Source organism: Mycolicibacterium palauense, assembly GCF_002592005.1.
Lineage (GTDB): Bacteria > Actinomycetota > Actinomycetes > Mycobacteriales > Mycobacteriaceae > Mycobacterium > Mycobacterium palauense.
The window spans coordinates 1-16,871 of sequence record NZ_NVQF01000103.1; the positions used below are offsets into that span (position 1 = coordinate 1).

General features: G+C 70.6%; 20 protein-coding genes. 10 read left to right on the forward strand and 10 right to left on the reverse strand.

Going from position 1 to position 16,871, the window contains the following annotated elements:
- Nucleotides 1–165 precede the first annotated feature (165 nt).
- Nucleotides 166–621, reverse strand: coding sequence for a nuclear transport factor 2 family protein (locus CSR00_RS26230; RefSeq protein ID WP_099025350.1), 456 nt, complete (start codon nt 619–621; stop codon nt 166–168).
- Nucleotides 622–679: 58 nt separating this feature from the next.
- Between CSR00_RS26230 and CSR00_RS26235 the strand changes: the two genes are divergently transcribed.
- Both CSR00_RS26235 and wrbA read left to right on the forward strand, forming a co-directional pair.
- Nucleotides 680–1,486, forward strand: coding sequence for a DUF3159 domain-containing protein (locus CSR00_RS26235; protein ID WP_099025331.1), 807 nt, complete (start codon nt 680–682; stop codon nt 1,484–1,486).
- Nucleotides 1,483–2,100, forward strand: coding sequence for an NAD(P)H:quinone oxidoreductase (wrbA, locus tag CSR00_RS26240; RefSeq protein WP_099025332.1), 618 nt, complete (start codon nt 1,483–1,485; stop codon nt 2,098–2,100). The genes CSR00_RS26235 and wrbA overlap by 4 nt, the downstream gene beginning before the upstream one ends.
- Here the strand turns inward: wrbA and CSR00_RS26245 are convergent.
- Nucleotides 2,060–2,683, reverse strand: coding sequence for a TetR/AcrR family transcriptional regulator (locus CSR00_RS26245; protein WP_099025333.1), 624 nt, complete (start codon nt 2,681–2,683; stop codon nt 2,060–2,062). The genes wrbA and CSR00_RS26245 overlap by 41 nt on opposite strands.
- A 38-nt stretch (nt 2,684–2,721) precedes the next feature.
- Between CSR00_RS26245 and CSR00_RS26250 the strand changes: the two genes are divergently transcribed.
- From CSR00_RS26250 to CSR00_RS26260, 3 genes are all read left to right on the forward strand, one after another.
- A complete protein-coding gene (locus tag CSR00_RS26250) occupies nt 2,722–3,954 on the forward strand; it encodes a hypothetical protein (protein ID WP_099025334.1) in 1,233 nt (410 codons plus the stop codon).
- A gap of 183 nt (nt 3,955–4,137) precedes the next feature.
- Nucleotides 4,138–5,913: an Hsp70 family protein gene (locus tag CSR00_RS26255; RefSeq protein WP_099025335.1), complete on the forward strand. Its 1,776-nt coding sequence runs from the start codon at nt 4,138–4,140 to the stop codon at nt 5,911–5,913.
- Nucleotides 5,914–5,987: 74 nt separating this feature from the next.
- Nucleotides 5,988–6,356: an Rv0313 family protein gene (locus tag CSR00_RS26260; protein ID WP_099025336.1), complete on the forward strand. Its 369-nt coding sequence runs from the start codon at nt 5,988–5,990 to the stop codon at nt 6,354–6,356.
- Nucleotides 6,357–6,390: 34 nt separating this feature from the next.
- Here CSR00_RS26260 and CSR00_RS26265 read toward each other — a convergent pair whose 3' ends face one another.
- On the reverse strand, nt 6,391–7,935 hold the full coding sequence (locus CSR00_RS26265) for a carboxylesterase/lipase family protein (RefSeq protein ID WP_099025337.1): 1,545 nt from the start codon (nt 7,933–7,935) through the stop codon (nt 6,391–6,393).
- 239 nt (nt 7,936–8,174) lie between these two features.
- Between CSR00_RS26265 and CSR00_RS26270 the strand changes: the two genes are divergently transcribed.
- A complete protein-coding gene (locus tag CSR00_RS26270; RefSeq protein WP_099025338.1) occupies nt 8,175–9,776 on the forward strand; it encodes a GMC family oxidoreductase in 1,602 nt (533 codons plus the stop codon).
- Between the two features lie 7 nt (nt 9,777–9,783).
- Here the strand turns inward: CSR00_RS26270 and CSR00_RS26275 are convergent, their stop codons facing one another.
- The 5 genes from CSR00_RS26275 to CSR00_RS26295 are packed head-to-tail and all read right to left on the reverse strand — an operon-like array spanning nt 9,784 to nt 12,835.
- Entirely contained in the window at nt 9,784–10,215 is a 432-nt protein-coding gene (locus CSR00_RS26275; RefSeq protein ID WP_099025339.1) for an arsenate-mycothiol transferase ArsC, read from the reverse strand.
- Nucleotides 10,212–10,883 (reverse strand): arsenate reductase ArsC, encoded by a 672-nt coding sequence (locus CSR00_RS26280; RefSeq protein ID WP_099025340.1) that lies wholly within the window; start codon nt 10,881–10,883, stop codon nt 10,212–10,214. The genes CSR00_RS26275 and CSR00_RS26280 overlap by 4 nt, the downstream gene beginning before the upstream one ends.
- Complete coding sequence (gene arsB, locus CSR00_RS26285) at nt 10,880–11,989, reverse strand: ACR3 family arsenite efflux transporter (protein WP_099025341.1); 1,110 nt, start codon at nt 11,987–11,989, stop codon at nt 10,880–10,882. Before arsB ends, CSR00_RS26280 begins: the two co-directional genes overlap by 4 nt.
- Entirely contained in the window at nt 11,986–12,357 is a 372-nt protein-coding gene (locus tag CSR00_RS26290) for an ArsR/SmtB family transcription factor (RefSeq protein WP_099025342.1), read from the reverse strand. Before CSR00_RS26290 ends, arsB begins: the two co-directional genes overlap by 4 nt.
- Before the next feature lie 58 nt (nt 12,358–12,415).
- Complete coding sequence (locus CSR00_RS26295; RefSeq protein WP_099025343.1) at nt 12,416–12,835, reverse strand: ArsI/CadI family heavy metal resistance metalloenzyme; 420 nt, start codon at nt 12,833–12,835, stop codon at nt 12,416–12,418.
- 101 nt (nt 12,836–12,936) lie between these two features.
- Between CSR00_RS26295 and CSR00_RS26300 the strand changes: the two genes are divergently transcribed.
- Complete coding sequence (locus tag CSR00_RS26300) at nt 12,937–13,290, forward strand: Rv2640c family ArsR-like transcriptional regulator (RefSeq protein ID WP_099025344.1); 354 nt, start codon at nt 12,937–12,939, stop codon at nt 13,288–13,290.
- Nucleotides 13,291–13,310: 20 nt separating this feature from the next.
- On the opposite strand, the gene CSR00_RS26305 is transcribed toward CSR00_RS26300, so the two are convergent.
- Entirely contained in the window at nt 13,311–14,219 is a 909-nt protein-coding gene (locus CSR00_RS26305; RefSeq protein ID WP_099025345.1) for a universal stress protein, read from the reverse strand.
- Nucleotides 14,220–14,392: 173 nt separating this feature from the next.
- On the opposite strand from CSR00_RS26305, the gene CSR00_RS26310 reads away from it, so the two are divergent.
- The 3 genes from CSR00_RS26310 to CSR00_RS26320 are packed head-to-tail and all read left to right on the forward strand — an operon-like array spanning nt 14,393 to nt 15,905.
- Entirely contained in the window at nt 14,393–15,208 is an 816-nt protein-coding gene (locus CSR00_RS26310; protein WP_099025346.1) for an adenylate/guanylate cyclase domain-containing protein, read from the forward strand.
- A 29-nt stretch (nt 15,209–15,237) separates the two neighbouring features.
- Nucleotides 15,238–15,621: a DUF6632 domain-containing protein gene (locus CSR00_RS26315; RefSeq protein ID WP_099025347.1), complete on the forward strand. Its 384-nt coding sequence runs from the start codon at nt 15,238–15,240 to the stop codon at nt 15,619–15,621.
- Nucleotides 15,618–15,905, forward strand: a complete 288-nt coding sequence (locus tag CSR00_RS26320) for a PLDc N-terminal domain-containing protein (RefSeq protein WP_099025348.1) — start codon at nt 15,618–15,620, stop codon at nt 15,903–15,905. Before CSR00_RS26315 ends, CSR00_RS26320 begins: the two co-directional genes overlap by 4 nt.
- On the opposite strand, the gene CSR00_RS26325 is transcribed toward CSR00_RS26320, so the two are convergent.
- Nucleotides 15,812–16,456, reverse strand: coding sequence for a TMEM175 family protein (locus CSR00_RS26325; protein ID WP_245906561.1), 645 nt, complete (start codon nt 16,454–16,456; stop codon nt 15,812–15,814). The two genes, CSR00_RS26320 and CSR00_RS26325, sit on opposite strands and share 94 nt — an antisense overlap.
- Nucleotides 16,457–16,871: the final 415 nt, after the last annotated feature.

Consider the following 16,871-nt stretch of genomic DNA (forward strand, 5'->3'; position numbering starts at 1 on the left):
TATGCTATGTGTATGTCTGGTTCTTTCGTGATGAACTGTTCGGCGCGCTACGAGCTATACGCAGGGGGGATCGTGGGCACCGTCAGATGGGTATAAGAGTCAGACCTGAGGCTAGCGGCGCGGCACCGCCGCGCCAGTCGGTCCGGCGAAGGTTCCTTGGGGAACTCAGTCCAGCGCCGCGCCGGGCTTGAGTTTGAAGTCCAGCCCCTTGAGCGACATCGTCGCCTCGTAGGTGCGGTCGTACCCCGTCGCGCTGATCCGCCAGCCCTGCGGCGTGCGCCGGTAGGTGTCGCGGTAGAACGCCGCGCCGATCAGCATGAAGTCGAACTCGGGCACGATCACCCGGTCCTGCAGGTACCAGGTGCCCGTCGCGGTGTCCCCGTCGACGGTGATCTCGGGGTGGGTGACGCGGTGCTCGGTGATCACGTTGGCCGGCAGCGAGGACCGCATGTACTCGACCAGCGCGTCGCGGTCGGTGAAGTGCAGCTCCTCGCCCACCGAGGATCCGTAGTCGCCGACCACGTCCTCGGTCATGGTCTGCGCGTACTCGTCCCACTTCTTCGTGTCGAGCGTGCGCAGATACCGGTACTTCACCTGTTCGATCTCCTCCAGATCACCCATGCCGCCCATTGCAGCACAGCACCGCCCGCCGACCGGCCGAGATCGTTAAGGTCAGTTCATGACCGCGCCGCGCGCCGCCGCGAACGTCCTGGACTCGGTGCTCAGGTCGCCGTTCTCGGGCCTGGCGCCGTGGATCCTGATGGCGGTGCTCACCGGCCCGGGCCGCTTCGAGATCGCGGCGGCCGCCGCCCTCGCGCTGAACCTGCTCGTCATGCTGGCCAGTCGGCTGCGCGGCATCACCATCCACGCCATCGACTACCTGGGCCTGGCGTTCTTCGTGCTGCTGACCGTGATCGGCCTGCTCGCCTCCGACGACGTCATCGCCACCCTGGAGCGCTGGGCTGGCGAGCTGACCACCATCGTGCTGGCGCTGTTCGTTTTCGCCACCATCGCGGTACGCCGCCCGTTCACCCTGCCCTACGCCAAAGAGACCACCCCGGAAGAACATTGGCACAGCCCGGTCTTCCTGCGGATCAACTACACCATCTCCACCGTCTGGGGGCTGGCGTTCACCTTCTCGGCTGCCTGCGGCCTGTTCGGCCTGCTGGTCCTCAAGGACGGCGACGACTTCTGGACGGGCTGGATCCTGCCGCTGGCCGCGTTGTTCTTCGCGGTCACCTTCACCGAGTTCTACCCCGACTACGCCACCGCCGTCGAAGCCCGCAGGCAGGGCGAACCCGAACCGGTCCCCGCCAAGACCGCACTGGTCGCCTGGATCCCGACCTTCGTGCTGATCGTCGGCATCGTCGGGTGGATCACCGGCGACATCCCCGACGCCGTGGCCGGCGCCATGCTGGCCCTCGGCATCGCCGGAAACATCCTGATCGGCAAGTTCTTCCGCTCCGACGAGGAGGTCCAATCATGACCAAGCTGGCCGTCATCTACTACTCGGCCACCGGGCACGGCACCCGGATGGCCCGGCGGGTCGCCGACGCCGCCGAGGGTGCGGGCGCCGAGGTGCGGGTGCGCCACATCGCCGGGACCCGAGACCCGGAGACCTTCGCCCACAACCCGGCCTGGAGCGCCAACTACGAGGCCACCAAGGACCTGCCCGCGGCCACCGGCGAGGACATCGTGTGGGCCGACGCCGTCATCTTCGGCACGCCCACCCGGTTCGGCTCCCCGGCCTCGCAGTTCCGCGCCTTCATCGACGGGCTGGGTGGGCTCTGGGCGAAGGGCCAACTCGCCGACAAGGTCTACGCCGCGTTCACGTCCTCGCAGACCGAGCACGGCGGCCAGGAGGCCACCCTGCTGGCGCTCTACATCTCCCTGATGCACTTCGGCGGCATCATCGTTCCGCCCGGCTACACCGACCCGGTCAAGTTCGCCGACGGAAACCCCTACGGCGTCGGCCATGTCACCGGCCCGGAGAACAGCAACGAGCTCTCCGACGCCACCCTGGCCGCCCTGGACCACCTGGCGCGCCGCGTCGTGAGCGTCACCGATCGGCTGACCGGTTCCGCTCCAGGAAGTGCGTAGCCATCTCGACCAGCGTGCGGCGTTCGCGCTGCCAGTCGATCGGCTCACCCATGATCATCTCCACGAGCACCATGCCGCGCAGCGACGCCCAGATCACCTCGGCGACGGAGTGATCGGCGGGATCTTCGGAGATCAGCCGCCCCAGCCCGCCGATGGCGTCGTTCATGTCGAACAGGTGCCGGCGCGAGGAGTCGCCGAGCCGGCCGCGGGTGGCGCGCAGGATCTCGAACGCCGCCAGTGACGTGGGGCTGCTGTGGCAGTCCCACGCGATATCCACGACCGTCTCGATGCGCTGCCGCAGCGGCAGGTCGCTGACGTCGGCCGCCGACAGGCTCTCCAGCAGCCGGGCCACCCCGTCGTCGACGACGGACATCAGCAGCCCGTTGCGGTCCCCGAAGTGGTACTGGATCACCCCCCAGGTGACCCCGGCGCGCTCGGCGACGTGCTTGGCCGTCGCCGCCGGGAAACCCTCCTCGGCGATGCAGCGCACCGTCTCCTCGATGATCCGCGCGCGGGTGTCGTCGCCGCGTTTGCGCGGGGACGTGGTCTGCCGCGTGGGCACCGACGGCGTCGTACTTGTCATCGTTGACTTTATAACATTGCCGACTCTATGTTTGGGCCATGACGCCGGCCCGAAGTCGTTTCGAGTCCCTCACGCGCGAGCAGCTGGCCACCCTGGTCCCCGAACTGCTGTTGATCGGCCAGCTCATCGACCGCTCCGGCATGGCCTGGTGCATCAGCGCCTTCGGCCGCGAGGAGATGCTGCGGATCGCCATCGAGGAATGGGCCGGCGCCAGCCCCATCTACACCCGACGCATGCAGAAGGCGCTGAACTACCAGGGCGACGACGTCCCGACCATCTTCAAGGGCCTGCAGCTCGACATCGGCGCGCCCCCGCAGTTCATGGACTTCCGCTACACCGTGCACGACCGCTGGCACGGCGAATTCCACCTCGACCACTGCGGCGCCCTGCTCGACGTCGAACCGATGGGCGAGGAGTACGTGCGCGGCATGTGCCACGACATCGAGGACCCCACCTTCGACGCCACCGCCGTCGCCACCAACGCCAAGGCGCAGATCCGGCCCATCCACCGCCCGCCGCGCACCCCCGCCGACCGGCACCCGCACTGCGCGTGGACGGTCACCATCGACGAATCCCACCCGCCGGTCGGACCGCTGCCGCCGCTGGCCGCCATCGAGAAGACCCGCGCCGTATCCTGGGAACTCGGCCCCATCGACGCCGACGACGAGGGCCTGTCCGACTACTCCGGCCCGCTGGTCAGCGACTTCGACTTCGCCGCCTACTCCAGGTCCGCGCTGGTGCGCATCGCCGACGAGGTGTGCCTGCAGATGCACCTGCTCAACCTCTCCTACATCCTGGCGGTCGGGGCCCGCGCCACCGGCGAGGACCAGCTGCGCGACATCTGCACCAAACAGCTCATCGGCCTGGCCGGCGTGGCCGCCGCACGCATCCACAAAGCGCTGAACCTGCCCGCCGGCCCCGAAGGCGTGCTGGCGGTGATGCGGCTGCACCCGGTGTTCAACCCGGCCGGCTACGTCGACGCCGAATTCGCCGACGGCCGCGTCCACGTGCACCACGGCCCCGCCCACGACGACGGTGCGTGGATCTCGCTGTGCACACCCGGCTCCACCGCCGCTCTGCAGGCCATCGCCACCGCCGTCGACCCGCACGTCGCGGTCCGCGTCGAGGGCGCGGACACCGACTGGACCGCCGAGCTCGTCCCCGTCGACACCGCCGTCGAGGAGGCCTCCGAGGTGGCCGTGGTGAAGTTCAGCGGCGGCGCCGACTTCGCCTTCGAAGAGCGCACATCCCTGCCGCTGACCGTCCTCTGACCCATGGCCCCGCGCCGGGGCACGCGCAGAGCAACGTCATAGCTCCCTAATTGACGCAGGCAGAAGCGGTTTTCCCCGGGCGCTGGTGAAGCCTGGGCGAGTGTCGATCACCGGCGTGCGACGGTGCGGCGGCTAGGGTGTGCACTGGCCGTCGCCCCTCCGTCAGCGCAAGGTGTTCAGGTAGTGACCTCCCCGCTCGGGTTGTCCATCGGGACGACCAATCTGGTCGCGGCGCGTGTCGGAGCACAACCGGTGACGCGCCGGTCCGTGCTGACCCTGTTCGGCCACCGGGCGCCCGAGGTGGGGCTGCCCTCGCAGAACCCCAACCTCGACGAACGCGGCCTGGTGCTGCAGGGCTTCGTCGAGCGGGTCGGCGACCCGGTCCCGATGGTGGCCGCCGACGGCTCCTCGCACCGTGCCGAGCAACTGGTGACCGACGCGCTGCACGCGATGGTCGACGCCGCGGGCGGACGGGGGCCCGACGACGACGTGGTGATCGCGCTGCCGGCCCACTGGACCGGTGCGGCGGTGCGGGCCCTGGAGGCCGCCCTGCGCACCGACCCGGTGCTGGCTCCCGGCGGGACGCCCCCGCGGCTCGTTCCCGACGCCGTGGCCGCTCTGACCGCGCTGCAGGCCGACCCCGGACTGACCGGTCGCGGCGTGGTGGCGCTGCTCGACCTCGGCGGCGGGGGCACCAGCCTGACCCTCGCCGACGCCGAGCGGGGGTTCGCCGGCCTCGGTGAGACGGTGCGTCACCCGGACTTCTCCGGCGCACAGATCGACCAGGCGCTGCTGAGCGAGGTGCTGGCCCAGATCTCGGCGGCCGGGCAGGCCGACGCCGCGGCCACGGCGGCCGTGGGTGCGCTGGCCCGGCTGCGCGACGAGTGCCGTCGCGCCAAGGAGCGACTCTCGGCCGAGACCGCCACCACCCTGACCGCCGAACTGCCCGGGCTGCGCACCGAGATCCGGCTCACCCGTGCCGAACTCGACGCCGTGGTGCGGCAGCCCTTCGACGGTGTGCTCGCCGCGCTCGACGATCTTCTGCGGCGCAACGGAATGGACCGGTCGCGCCTGGCGGCGGTCGCGGCGGTCGGCGGCGGTGCCTCCATTCCTTTTATCCAGCAACGGCTTTCGGAATGGTCGCCGGTGCGGGTGGTGACCCCGATGGTCCCGCAGGTCGACGCCGCGGTCGGTGCGGCGATGATCGCCGCGCGCGGCCCGCAGGCCGACGCCACCACCGGAGTCGCGTCGATGGGCACCGACACCGTGACCACCGACCTGGCCGAACCCGGTTCGGCGCCGGACCAGGCGCTGGCCTGGTCGGAGGCCGACGCGTTCATCGAGGAGCCGGCGCCCTACGAGGGGGAGGGCCCCTACGAGGCTGCGAACCCCTATGCGCTCGGCGACAGCTCGCCCCGCCCGGCGATCGAATACACCGCCTCACCCGACGAGCGGCATTCGGGCGAGCGCCCCTGGTACCGCGGGCCGCAACTCGCGGTGGTGATCGCGGCCGTGGTCGCGCTGGTCGCCGTCATCGGGGTGGGATACACCCTGACCGCCGGATCGACGGCCACCACCCCGACGACGACCTCACGGATCCCGGCGCCGACACCCAGCGCCGCGCCGCCCCCACCGCCGCCGGAACCGGTGACCACCGTCGTGCCGCCACCGCCGCAGGTCGTCACCGTGACCGCCGAACCGCCGCCACCGCCGCCGCCTCCGGTGACCACCACGCAGACCACGCCGCCGCCGACGACGACCGAGCCGACGACCACAACAACGACGACAACGACGACCACGACGACAACCGAGCCGACCACGACGACAACGACGACCACGCCACCGACCACCCCGCCGACCACAACACCCACCACCACGACGCCCACGATGACCACGACCCACCTGAGGATCCCGTTCCTGCCGCCGATCCCGATCCCGGTGCCCCAGCAGCCCCAGTGACGGCCCCATAACGTCGTGGCGCGGGCCCCCGAATTCGCGCACACTGGAGTCACCACACTGCTCGGGAGGAAGCGATGAGCAACAACGGCCCGTTCGGGTTCGACCCCGAAGACTTCGACCGACTGGTCCGCGAGGCCGGTGAGGGCCTGCGCGACGCCCTGGGCAACGTGTTCGCCCAGGGCGGCTGGGGCACGTTCTTCGACGAGGCGGGCCGGCGTTCGCGGCCCGAACCGGAGACCACCGGTGACGCCGGCGACGGGGTGTGGGCCATCTACACCGTCGACGACGACGGCGGCGCGGTCGTCGAGCAGGTCTTCGCCACCGAGCTGGAGGCCCTGCGCGCCAACAAACACAACACCGACGCGAAACGCAAGGTCCGGTTCCTGCCCTACGGCATCGCGGTCAGCGCGCTCGACGAGGCCGCCGAGGAGCCGCTGGACTGAGCCCCGCTCAGCGGAAGCCGATGCTGAGCCCCGCTCAGCGGAAGCCGATGACCTCGCTGCCCCACGCCGCGCGGATCTCCGCGTCGAGGTCGTCGACCACGGCGTCGTCGCGGCCGATGCGCAGGGTCGCACGCCCGGTGTCGGTGTAGGGCCGCCAGGGCTGGCCGCCGGGTCCGGTGGGCTCCAGGCCCTTGGCGAAGTTGGTCCACCGGGCGCGCATGCGCCGCGAGACCTCCTCGCCGGGTTTGAGCCCACCCAGCTTGAACGTGACGTCGCGGGGGCCCAGCGACAGATTGCCCCAGACGTAGGGCAGTTCGGTGGCGTGCGCGGCGCCCAGGCGCAGCAGCCGCAGCATCGGGGTGGTCCAGTCGAAGCGGTACAGGTAGGTCGGCGCCACCCGGCTGTGGCCCTCGGCGAACCACACCGTCGGCATCCGGAAACCCACGTCGCGGGCGACGTGCAGCCCCCGCGCGCGCGGGCGCACACCGTGGTAGGCGGCGAGGATGTCGGCCTCGGTCGGCAGCGCGAGCTCGGGCTGCTCGACGGCGATCCGCTCGAACATCGAGCGGATGGTCTTCGGCGCGATCGGCAGCATCGGCGGTGACTTCAGCCAGCGGAACAGCGCCGCCTCGTCGCGGTTGGTGCCCAGGATCAGCGGCACCGGGTGCGAACCGCCCCCGCGGGCGGCCGGAACCGGATGGTCGGGCACCAGATCGCCGTCGACGATGGGCGCGAACGCCAGGATTCCGGGCGTGGCGGTCGGGATGTGCTCGAAGGCGTGCGCGCCGGCCTCGACCAGGACGTCGACCGGAACTGAACGGGCCTGTGCGGCATCGACTCCCAGCTTGTCCAGCACCACCTCGGCCACCCGGCGGCCGCGTTCGGCGTCGTAGGCCGACGTCGCCGGCGAGCTCTGCACGATGGCGCGGTGGAACAGACCCGCCGCGGCGGGCGCGGTCAGCAGGGTGGTGGTGATCGACGCGCCGGCGGACTCGCCGAACAGCGTCACCCGCTCCGGATCCCCGCCGAACGCGGCGATGTTGTCGCGCACCCACTCCAGCGCGCGCACCACGTCGCGGATGCCCAGGTTGGTGTCGAAGGAGCGCTCGTCGAGGGTGGCCAACTCCAGGAAGCCCAGTGCGCCCAGCCGGTAGTTCACCGTCACCACCACGACGTCGTCGGCGGCCAGCGCGGCCCCGTCGTAGAGCGGCTGGCTGCCGGCGCCGAAGATGAACGCCCCGCCGTGTACCCACACCATCACCGGCAGCGGCGTGCCCTCGCGCGCACCCGAGGGCGCCCAGACGTTGAGGAACAGGCAGTCCTCGGAGGTGCGCGCCCCGGGCCCCATCGGGATGGGGCTGTGCGGCTGCGCGCACACCGGGCCGAACCGGGTGGCGTCGGCGACCTCGGTCCAGCGCTGCGGCGGCACCGGCGCGCGCCAGCGCAGGTCACCGGTCGGGGGCGCGGCGAAGCGGACGCCCTTCCAGGAGGAGACGGTGCCGTCGTCGGTGCCGCGCACCGGGCCGGCATCGGTCTCGACGACGGGGTGGGTGAGCGCCGGGCTGGCCGCCTGAACCATCGCGTCACTCCTTTTGCTCGACGTCTTGAGTCTTCCAGGTTACCGGCCGGTAGCCCCCCGATCACCGGAGTTGCGGGGCCCTTGGTCCCCGCGTTGGTCACTCGTGCTGCGGGACGGTGAGCCGCCGATACAGGGTCGCGCGAAATCGGACCGCCCCGGCGTCACGACCCGTATCGTGTCGTTTCCATGAGCGCGCTGCCGTTGAGGCTGCCCGGGGGCTGGAACGAGGTCGGCCGCACATGACCGGCTACGACTACATCATCGCCGGGGCCGGCTCGGCCGGCTGCGTTCTGGCGCAACGGCTCTGCGCCGACCCCCGCAACTCGGTGCTGCTGCTGGAGGCCGGCGGACCCGACCGCAACCCGATGATCCACATCCCCAAGGGCTCGGGGATGCTGATGGAGAACGAGAAGTACGTCTGGCGCTACCGCACCGCGCCGTTCGGCCCGAACCGCCGATCCGAATACTGGACCCGCGGCAAGGTGCTCGGCGGGTCGAGCTCCATCAACGGCATGGTCTACAACCGCGGCAACCGCGCCGACTACGACGAGCTGGAGCGGCTGGGCAACAAGGGCTGGGGCTGGGACCACATCCTGCCGATCTTCACGGGATTCGAGAACAACGAATTCGGCCCGTCGGCCACCCGCGGGGTCGGCGGCCCGCTCAACGTCGCGGTCTCGCGGGACCCGGACCCGCTGCTGGCCGAGATGATCGCCGCCGGTGCCGGCGCGGGCCTGCGCGCCGTGCAGGACGTCAACGAATCCGACGACGAACGCATCGGCTACGCCACCTCGACGATCCGCCGCGGCCGCCGGGTCAGCGCCGCCGACGCCTTCCTCAAACCCGCTCTGCGCCGGCCCAACCTCACCCTGAAGACCCGCACCGCGGTGCGCAGGATCCTGTTCGACGGCGGCCGCGCGACCGGGGTGGAGATCGTCTCCGGCGGCACCACCACCGAGGTCCGCGCCACCCGGGAGGTCATCGTCGCGCTCGGCAGCCTGGCCACCCCGCAGCTGCTGCAGCACTCCGGGATCGGGCCGCGCGAGGTGCTGGCGGCCGCACGGGTGCCGCTGTACCTGGAAAGCGAGAACGTCGGGCGCCGGATGCGCGAGCACCGCTGCCTGGTGATCCGCTACCGGCTCAACGCCGACCTCGGCTACAACCGCATGCTGGCCACGTCCGCCGGGCAGGCGCGGACCGGGCTGAGGTACCTGGCCACCCGCAGGGGGCCGCTGGCCGAACCGACCTTCGACGTGCTGGGCTTCGCCAGAAGCACCCCGGACGTCCAACGCGTCGACACCGAGATGTTGTTGGGGGCGTTCACCATTCCGGCGTATCTGCTGGGGGAGCCGGTCGCCGTGGAACGCGCGCCGGGCATCTCCGCACTCGGCATGGTGCTGCGCCCGACGTCGCAGGGCAGCATCGAGATCGTCTCTGCCGATCCCGCCGCGGCCCCGCGGATCGACCCCGGCTACCTCACCACTGCCTATGACCGGAGCACCGCGGCCAACGTGCTGCGCCGGATGCGTCAGGTGTTCGCCCAGTCGCCGATCGCCGACCGCATCAGCCACGAGATCTACCCCGGGACGCAGGTGCAGACCGACGAGGAGATCGTCGACTCCGCGCTCGACGGCGGCTACTGCGGGTACCACGCCGCCGGCACGTGCGCGATGGGCCCCGATGACGACGACGTGGTGGACGGCGAGCTGCGGCTGCGCGGGGTGGAGAACCTGCGGGTGGTGGACTGCTCGGTGCTGCCGACGATGGTGGCGGGCAACCTCAACGGGCCGATGATGGCGATGGCCTGGCGCGCCGCCGATTTCATCCTGGCCGCCCGCTAACCCACCGCTAGCCCCGTGGTTCGGAGACCCCGAGTTCGTTCAGCAGCCCCCGGACGCGCCGGGCGATGTCGTCGCGGATGAGCCGCATGCGTTCGAGCCCCTCGATGCCCCGCAGGGACGGTTCGTCGACATCCCAGACCTCGACGCGCTTGCCGGTCGGGGTCGGTTCGAGGCGGGCCTGCGTCCCGACGACGACGATCAGGTCGGCGGCGGTGATGAGGGCGTCGTCGAGCTGTGTCGGGCGGTGATCGGAGATGTCGACGCCGACCTCGGCCAGCGCCTGCACCGACACCGCGTTGACGGCCGTCTTGGCGTGCGTGCCCGCGGACAGCACGTTGACCCGTTCGCCGGCCTCCCTGCGCATGAGCCCGGCGGCCATGACGGACTTCCCGGCGTTGCTCACACAGACGAAAAGGACGGTCGGCGGGCCGGCGGTCATCGTCGGGGGATGACCGCGACGTGGAGTTGATCGAGCAGGCGACGGACGCGTTCCTCGATGTCGTCGCGGATCGGGCGCACGGCCTCGAGACCCTGGCCGGCCGGGTCGGGCAGTTCCCAGTTCTCGTAACGCTTCCCGGGGAAGATGGGGCAGGCGTCCCCGCAGCCCATCGTGACGACCACGTCGGCGGCCTGCACGATCTCGTCGGTCCACGGCTTGGGATATTCACCGGTGATGTCGATGCCGACCTCGTCCATCGCGGCGATCGCCGCGGGGTTGATCTCGGTGCCGGGCTCGGACCCGCCCGACCACGCCACGGCCTTCTCGCCGGCCAGGTGGGTGAAGAAGCCGAGGGCCATCTGGGAACGCCCGGCGTTGTGGGTGCACAGGAACAGCACCGTGGGTGTGGTGTCGGTGATCTTGCCCTCGACCCGGGCCAGCGCGGTCAACCGCTGGCGGGCGAACCGCTCGGCCAGCAGCGGCAGGAAGTTGGGCACCGTGGCCCGGCCGGCGAACTGGTCGTAGGAGGAGTGCAGGAACCGCTCGATGGTCTCCGTTCCGAAATGCTGACCGAACTGCTCCTGCAGCCGGGTGGCGGCGGTGCGCAGCGCGAGCTGCTGGTCGATCGAGAGGTCGCGCCCGGCGTGGGTGACGGGGGTGTTGCTCACGAGGGGACTCCCTTGTCGGTGTGGTTGTCGGTGTGTTCATGTACGGAGGCGGGGAATCGGCGCCGCAGCGCCAGCGAGACGTAGACGAGTGCGACCAGCACGGGCACCTCGATGAGGGGGCCCACCACCCCGGCCAGCGCCTGACCGGAGGTGGCGCCGTAGGTGGCGATCGCCACGGCGATGGCCAGCTCGAAGTTGTTGCCGGCGGCGGTGAACGCCAGCGTGGTGGTGCGCGAGTATCCCAGGCCCAGCAGCGCCCCGAGCGCGTAACCGCCGCCCCACATGATCGCGAAGTAGGCCAGCAGCGGCAGCGCGATGCGGGCGACGTCGAAGGGACGGTTGGTGATCTGATCGCCCTGCAGCGCAAAGAGAATCACGATGGTGAACAGCAGCCCGTAGAGGGCCCACGGACCCACCCGCGGCAGGAACCGGGTCTCGTACCACTGGCGGCCCTTCGTGCGCTCACCGATGCGCCGCGACAGGTATCCGGCCAGCAGCGGGATGCCCAGGAAGATCAGCACCGACTTGGCGATCTGCCACGGCGAGGTGGAGATGGTGGTCTGGGGCAGACCCAGCCAGCCGGGCAGCACCGAGAGGTAGAACCAGCCCAGCACGGCGAACATGACGACCTGGAATATCGAGTTCAGCGCGACCAGCACCGCCGCGGCCTCCCGGTCGCCGCAGGCCAGGTCGTTCCAGATGATCACCATGGCGATGCAGCGGGCCAGCCCGACGATGATCAGCCCGGTGCGGTACTCGGGCAGATCCGGCAGCAGCAGCCAGGCCAGCGTGAACATCAGGGCCGGACCGATCAGCCAGTTCAGTGTCAGCGAGGACACCAGCAGCCGGCGGTCGCCGGTCACGGTGTCCAGCCGGTCGTAGCGCACCTTGGCCAGCACCGGATACATCATGATCAGCAGACCGAGGGCGATGGGCAGCGAGATGCCGTCGATCGCCACGGCTTCCAGGGCGGTGTTCAGGCCGGGCACCCAGCGCCCCAGCAGCAGGCCGGCGGCCATCGCCAGGCCGATCCACAGCGGCAGGAAGCGGTCGAGGGTGGACAGCTTGGCGACCACCGCGTCCGGGTGGTTCGTGGTCTGCGTCATGCCGGCACCGTCGCCGCCGGCTCGCTGGTGCCCAGCAGCGCCGCCAGGCCGGCCAGCGCCTCGGGCGCCACGGCGTAGTACACCCATGACGCCCGGCGTTCGGAGGTCAGCAGCCCGGCGTCACGGAGCACCTTGAGGTGGTGCGACACCGTGGACTGTGACACCTCCACGCCCGCGGAGATGTCGCAGACACATGCCTGCCCGTCGGCGTGGCTGGCCACGGTGCTGAACAACCGCAGGCGCACGGGGTCGGCGAGGGCCTTGAGTTTGACCGACATCTCGGCGGCGGCCGCCGCCGAGAGCGGTTCGCGCAGCAGCGCGCCCGGGGGGCAGCACTCGGCGTCGGTCACCGGTCCTGAATTCGACATACATCGATATTGATGGACATCGAATCAACCGTCAAGCGAACATCGGGTGAACCGGGACTCAGCCGCAGCAGGCGGCGTCTTCCCGTGGCCCCGATGCGGCCCCGCCGAAGGTCTCGGAGTCGGCCAGCACCGTGTAGACCTCCCACCGCTCGCCGCCGGGGCCGGTGACCCATACCTTGTCCTGCTCGGCGAAGCAGCAGGTGGTGCCGATCTCCTCCTCGGTGAACATCCCCGCCCCCGTGAGCCGGGCGATCTCGGTCCGGACCTCGTCGCTGGTGGCCACCTCGACGCCGAGATGGTTGAGCGTGCCGCCCTGGCCGGGGTTCTCCAGCAGCACCAGCTTCAGCGGGGGTTCGGCCACCGCGAAGTTGGCGTAGCCGGGCTTGACCTTGGCCGGCGCGGTGTTGAAGAGCGCGGAGTAGAACGCGATGGCCTCGTCCAGATCGTCGACGTTGAGGGCCAGCTGCATGCGGGACATGGACTTCCTCCAGTGGTAATTTGACTTATATCGAAGTAGCTCGATGGCGTCGAGCATGCCACCTTTTTGATATATGTCAACAAACCTGGGAGGCTGGTGCCATGCCCAAGGCCCTTCCGCTGATCGACACCTCCGCCCCGGTGTGCTGCGCCCCCGTGGCGGCCGGACCGATCTCCGATGCCGATGCCCTGCAGATCGCGCTGCGGCTCAAGGCGATCGCCGATCCGGCGCGGGTGCGGATCATGTCCCTCCTGTTCGGCGCCGGGGAGCAGAGCAGCGGCGAACTCGCGGCAATGCTGGATCTGACCGAATCGACGGTCAGCCACCACCTGACCCAACTGCGCAAGGCGGGGCTGGTGGTCTCGGAGCGCCGGGGCATGAACGTCTTTCACCGCCCGCGCCGCGACGCGCTCAGTGCGCTGTGCCGGGTGCTCGATCCCGCCTGCTGCGGCTGACGGCACCCGGCCGACGCGCGTCAGCCCTGCCGCGCCACGATCACGGGAACGTGGGCGCCGTGGGCCACCTTCGTGCTCACCGAGCCCAGCAGCATCCCGGCGAAACCGCCGCGGCCATGGCTGCCGACCACGACCAGCTGCGCCTTCTCGGCCTCGTCGAGGATCTGGTGGGCGGGCTTGTCGCAGGCCACCGCGCGGCGCACCTCGACATCGGGATACCGCTCCTGCCAACCGGCCAGCCGTTCGCCGAGGATCTCCTCGCCGAGGCCCTGCATCGTCGGATAGCTGAGGCCGGGATACTCGATCGCGATGGTGTCGCTCCAGGCGTGCGCGGCCACCAGGCCGACGCCGCGCTGCGAGGCCTCCTCGAATGCGAGGGCGGTGGCCGCCTCCGAGGCCGGGGACCCGTCGATACCCACGATGACCGGGGCCTGGGTGCGGTCCTCCGGCGGTGTCTCGTCGTGGATGACCGCGACCGGGCACGAGGCGTGGTGAATCAGCGACGAACTGACCGAGCCGAGCACCGTGCGCCCGACGGCACCCATACCGCGGCACCCGACCACGATCATCTCGGCGTCCTTGGACAGGTCGATGAGGGTGGGCATGGTGGGGCCGGTGAACATCTCGCTGGTGATCTCCGGCGGGTTGTCACCCGCCACGCTCCCGACGATGTCCTCGGCCCTGGCGGTCGCGGCCTTGAGAACCTCCGCGCCCTGGGACTCGTGCCATTCGGCGAAGCCCGGTGACACCGGGGTCTCCGGCCAGGCCATCACCATCGGCGGGTGCAGGACGTGTACGAGTGTCAACGGCAGCTTCCGCAGCGCGGCATCGCGCGCCGCCCACGCCACGGCCGCATCGGAGGGAGGCGAACCGTCAACTGCCACAACGATTCCCCTGCTGTGCGACGTGTGCTCAGATTGGGCAGTCATTTCGCTTTCTCCTTCAGTGCCCGAGTGCTCCGGGTTCCCCTACGGCTCAAGGCTAGGACGCGGCGCGACACGCGTCCGGAGGCCTTGGTCCCGACCTGGCCGCCGGAAGTCACCACTGCTGCTGACCTGCGGCGAAACCGCCACGGCCGCCGCCGTCGGTGCGACAATGGGGCATGGTCACCCGGCGGGTGCCGCCGCGGCCCGAGGGCGCGGAGGCGACCGCGGAGGAATGGGCGCGGTTCTACGAGTACTTCGGCCACGCCCGGGTTCGCCGCGCCGTCCGGATCCTGTCGCGGTTGCCCTCGGCGCCGCGGTGCGAGGCGTGCGGGAACCCGTTCGGCGGGGTGGGCGGCTGGCTGATGCGCCGCCTCGGGAAGGGGCCCTCGCGCAAGAACCCACGCTGGTGCGAGGTGTGCTTCGAGACCGCCCCCGAGGGCGGGGTGACCCTGACGATCGGGGTGTTGTTCGCCGACATCCGCGACTCCACCGCGCTGGCCGAACGGCTGGCACCCGGGGACATGGCGGCGCGGCTCAACCGCTTCTACGCGACGGCCACCGAGGTGATCGTCCAACACGGCATCGTCGACAAGCTGATCGGGGACGCGGTGATGGGGCTGTATTTCGCGCCGCTGAGCCGCAACGGTCGGTTCGTCGAGTCGATGGTCGCCGACGCGCGCACCATTCTCGGCGACCTCGGCTACGGCTCGAAGCGCGGACCCGAGCTGGAGGCGGGGATCGGGCTCGACGTCGGGCCGGCGTACGTGGGGATCGTCGGGGAGGGCGCGATCCGCGATTTCACCGCCATCGGCGACGTGGTCAACACCGCGTCGCGGCTGCAGCACGCCGCCGCCGGTGGCGAGGTCGTGATGAGTGACATGGTGGCGCGGGTCGCCGGTGTGACCGACGGGCAGGTCATCCATCTGGATCTCAAGGGCAAGGGGGAACCCGGTGAAACCTTTGCGGCGCGCCGCATCCGTCGTGCCGGCTGAGCTGGAGGACTGGAGGAAGGGAGGATGCGATGACAACGGCGCTTCGGGTCGCACTGGTCGTGACCGGGGCGATCTTCGTGTTCGGGGTGTACCCGCTGACCGAGGTGTGGCCGGCGGGATGGTCCTGGGGGCACGGCTCGTCGCACTACCTGATGATGATCATCGGCGTGTACGCCACACTGGGCGTGTTCCTGGTGCTGGCCGCGCGTGACCCGCTGGCCAACCGCAGTCTGATCTGGTTCACCGTCGTCTCCAGCGTGGTGCACGCGGGAATCATGGCCGTGCAGGCCGTCTCCGACGAGGCCGAGCGAGGCCACCTGGTGGGCGACGTCCCCGCGCTGCTGATCGTCGCCGCCGTGCTCGGGGTGTTGATGTGGCGCGTCGAGGCGGCCCGGCTACCGTCGGTGGCATGAGTCTTTCCGGCCGGCGTTTCTCCGAGTTGTCCACGCGCTCGCGCGTGCTGATCGTCGTCGGCGCGATCGTGCAGGTGCTGCTGCAGGCCGCCGCGCTGCGCGACATCAGGAACCGCCCGGCGGCACAGATCAACGGCTCCAAGCCGCTGTGGGTGTGCCTGAGCTTCCTGAACTTCGTGGGGCCGATCGCCTACTTCGCGGTGGGCCGGCGGCGGGCCCGCAGCGCCGAGCGCTCGATCCGGATCAACGGGCTCACCAGCATGAGCCCGGAGACCAGCAGGTAGCAGACCACCGCGACGGCCGGCAGGAACGCCCCGACGGCCGTGGCCGCGGCCATCAGCGTCAGGCCCGGCCAGCGGCCCCGCACCAGTGCGCGGACGTCGGGGCGGTCCGGTTCGGCCACCAGCGACGGTGAGCGCAGCGCGTACACGGTCAGCAGCTGGCTCATCGCCGTGGCCAGGGTCAGATTGGCCCCGAACAGGACGGCCGCGGTGCGCTGCGCCGAATCGGTCAGGTGCTCGGCCAGCAGCGCCGTGGTGAACGGCAGAAAGCTGACGAACAGCAGCGTGAGCAGATTCAGGCCGACGAGCCCGTCATCGGAGGCCGCCAGCAGGGGTGTCAGCCGGGCGTGCGCGGCCCAGTGCCCGCCGATGAACGCGAAGCTCACCAGGTAGCCCAGAAAGGCCGGCCAGGTGGCGGCCAGATCATGCAGCACCGCCGGGCCGGACTTGGGGACGTCGAGTTCCAGCACCAGCAGCGTGATCACGATCGCGTACACACCGTCGGAGAAGGCCTCCAGCCGGCCGGTGGGGAGCAAGCGACGCCGTCGACTCACCGACCCAGCATCGCACGGTGCCGGCCGTGTTTGCCCCTGCGCGCGTCCACGTCGACGGGAGTGTGCGAGCGCGCCCATCACCCCCGGTTCGTGATCGCGTCGTGATCTCGCCGTGACATTTGCCTCGATAGCTTTTATGGTGCTTTGCGTGGGTAGGCACGCAATGGCACCGCGCCGACGCGTCTCGGCGTCGGGTCGCCGCAGGTCGACGGCGGTCCTGGCGGCCCTCGTCGCGCCCGCCGCCGTGTATTTCGCCACCGCCGGCGACGCCCACCCCTACACCCCTCGGGGTGCCGAGGTCCCCGTCGTGGAGGCCGCCGCGGCCTGGCCGTTGCAGATGGTCGCCGCCCCGCCCCCCCCGGTCCGCCCTCTTCTACACACCCGACTCTGCCGACCACACTCACTCTCTCATCCC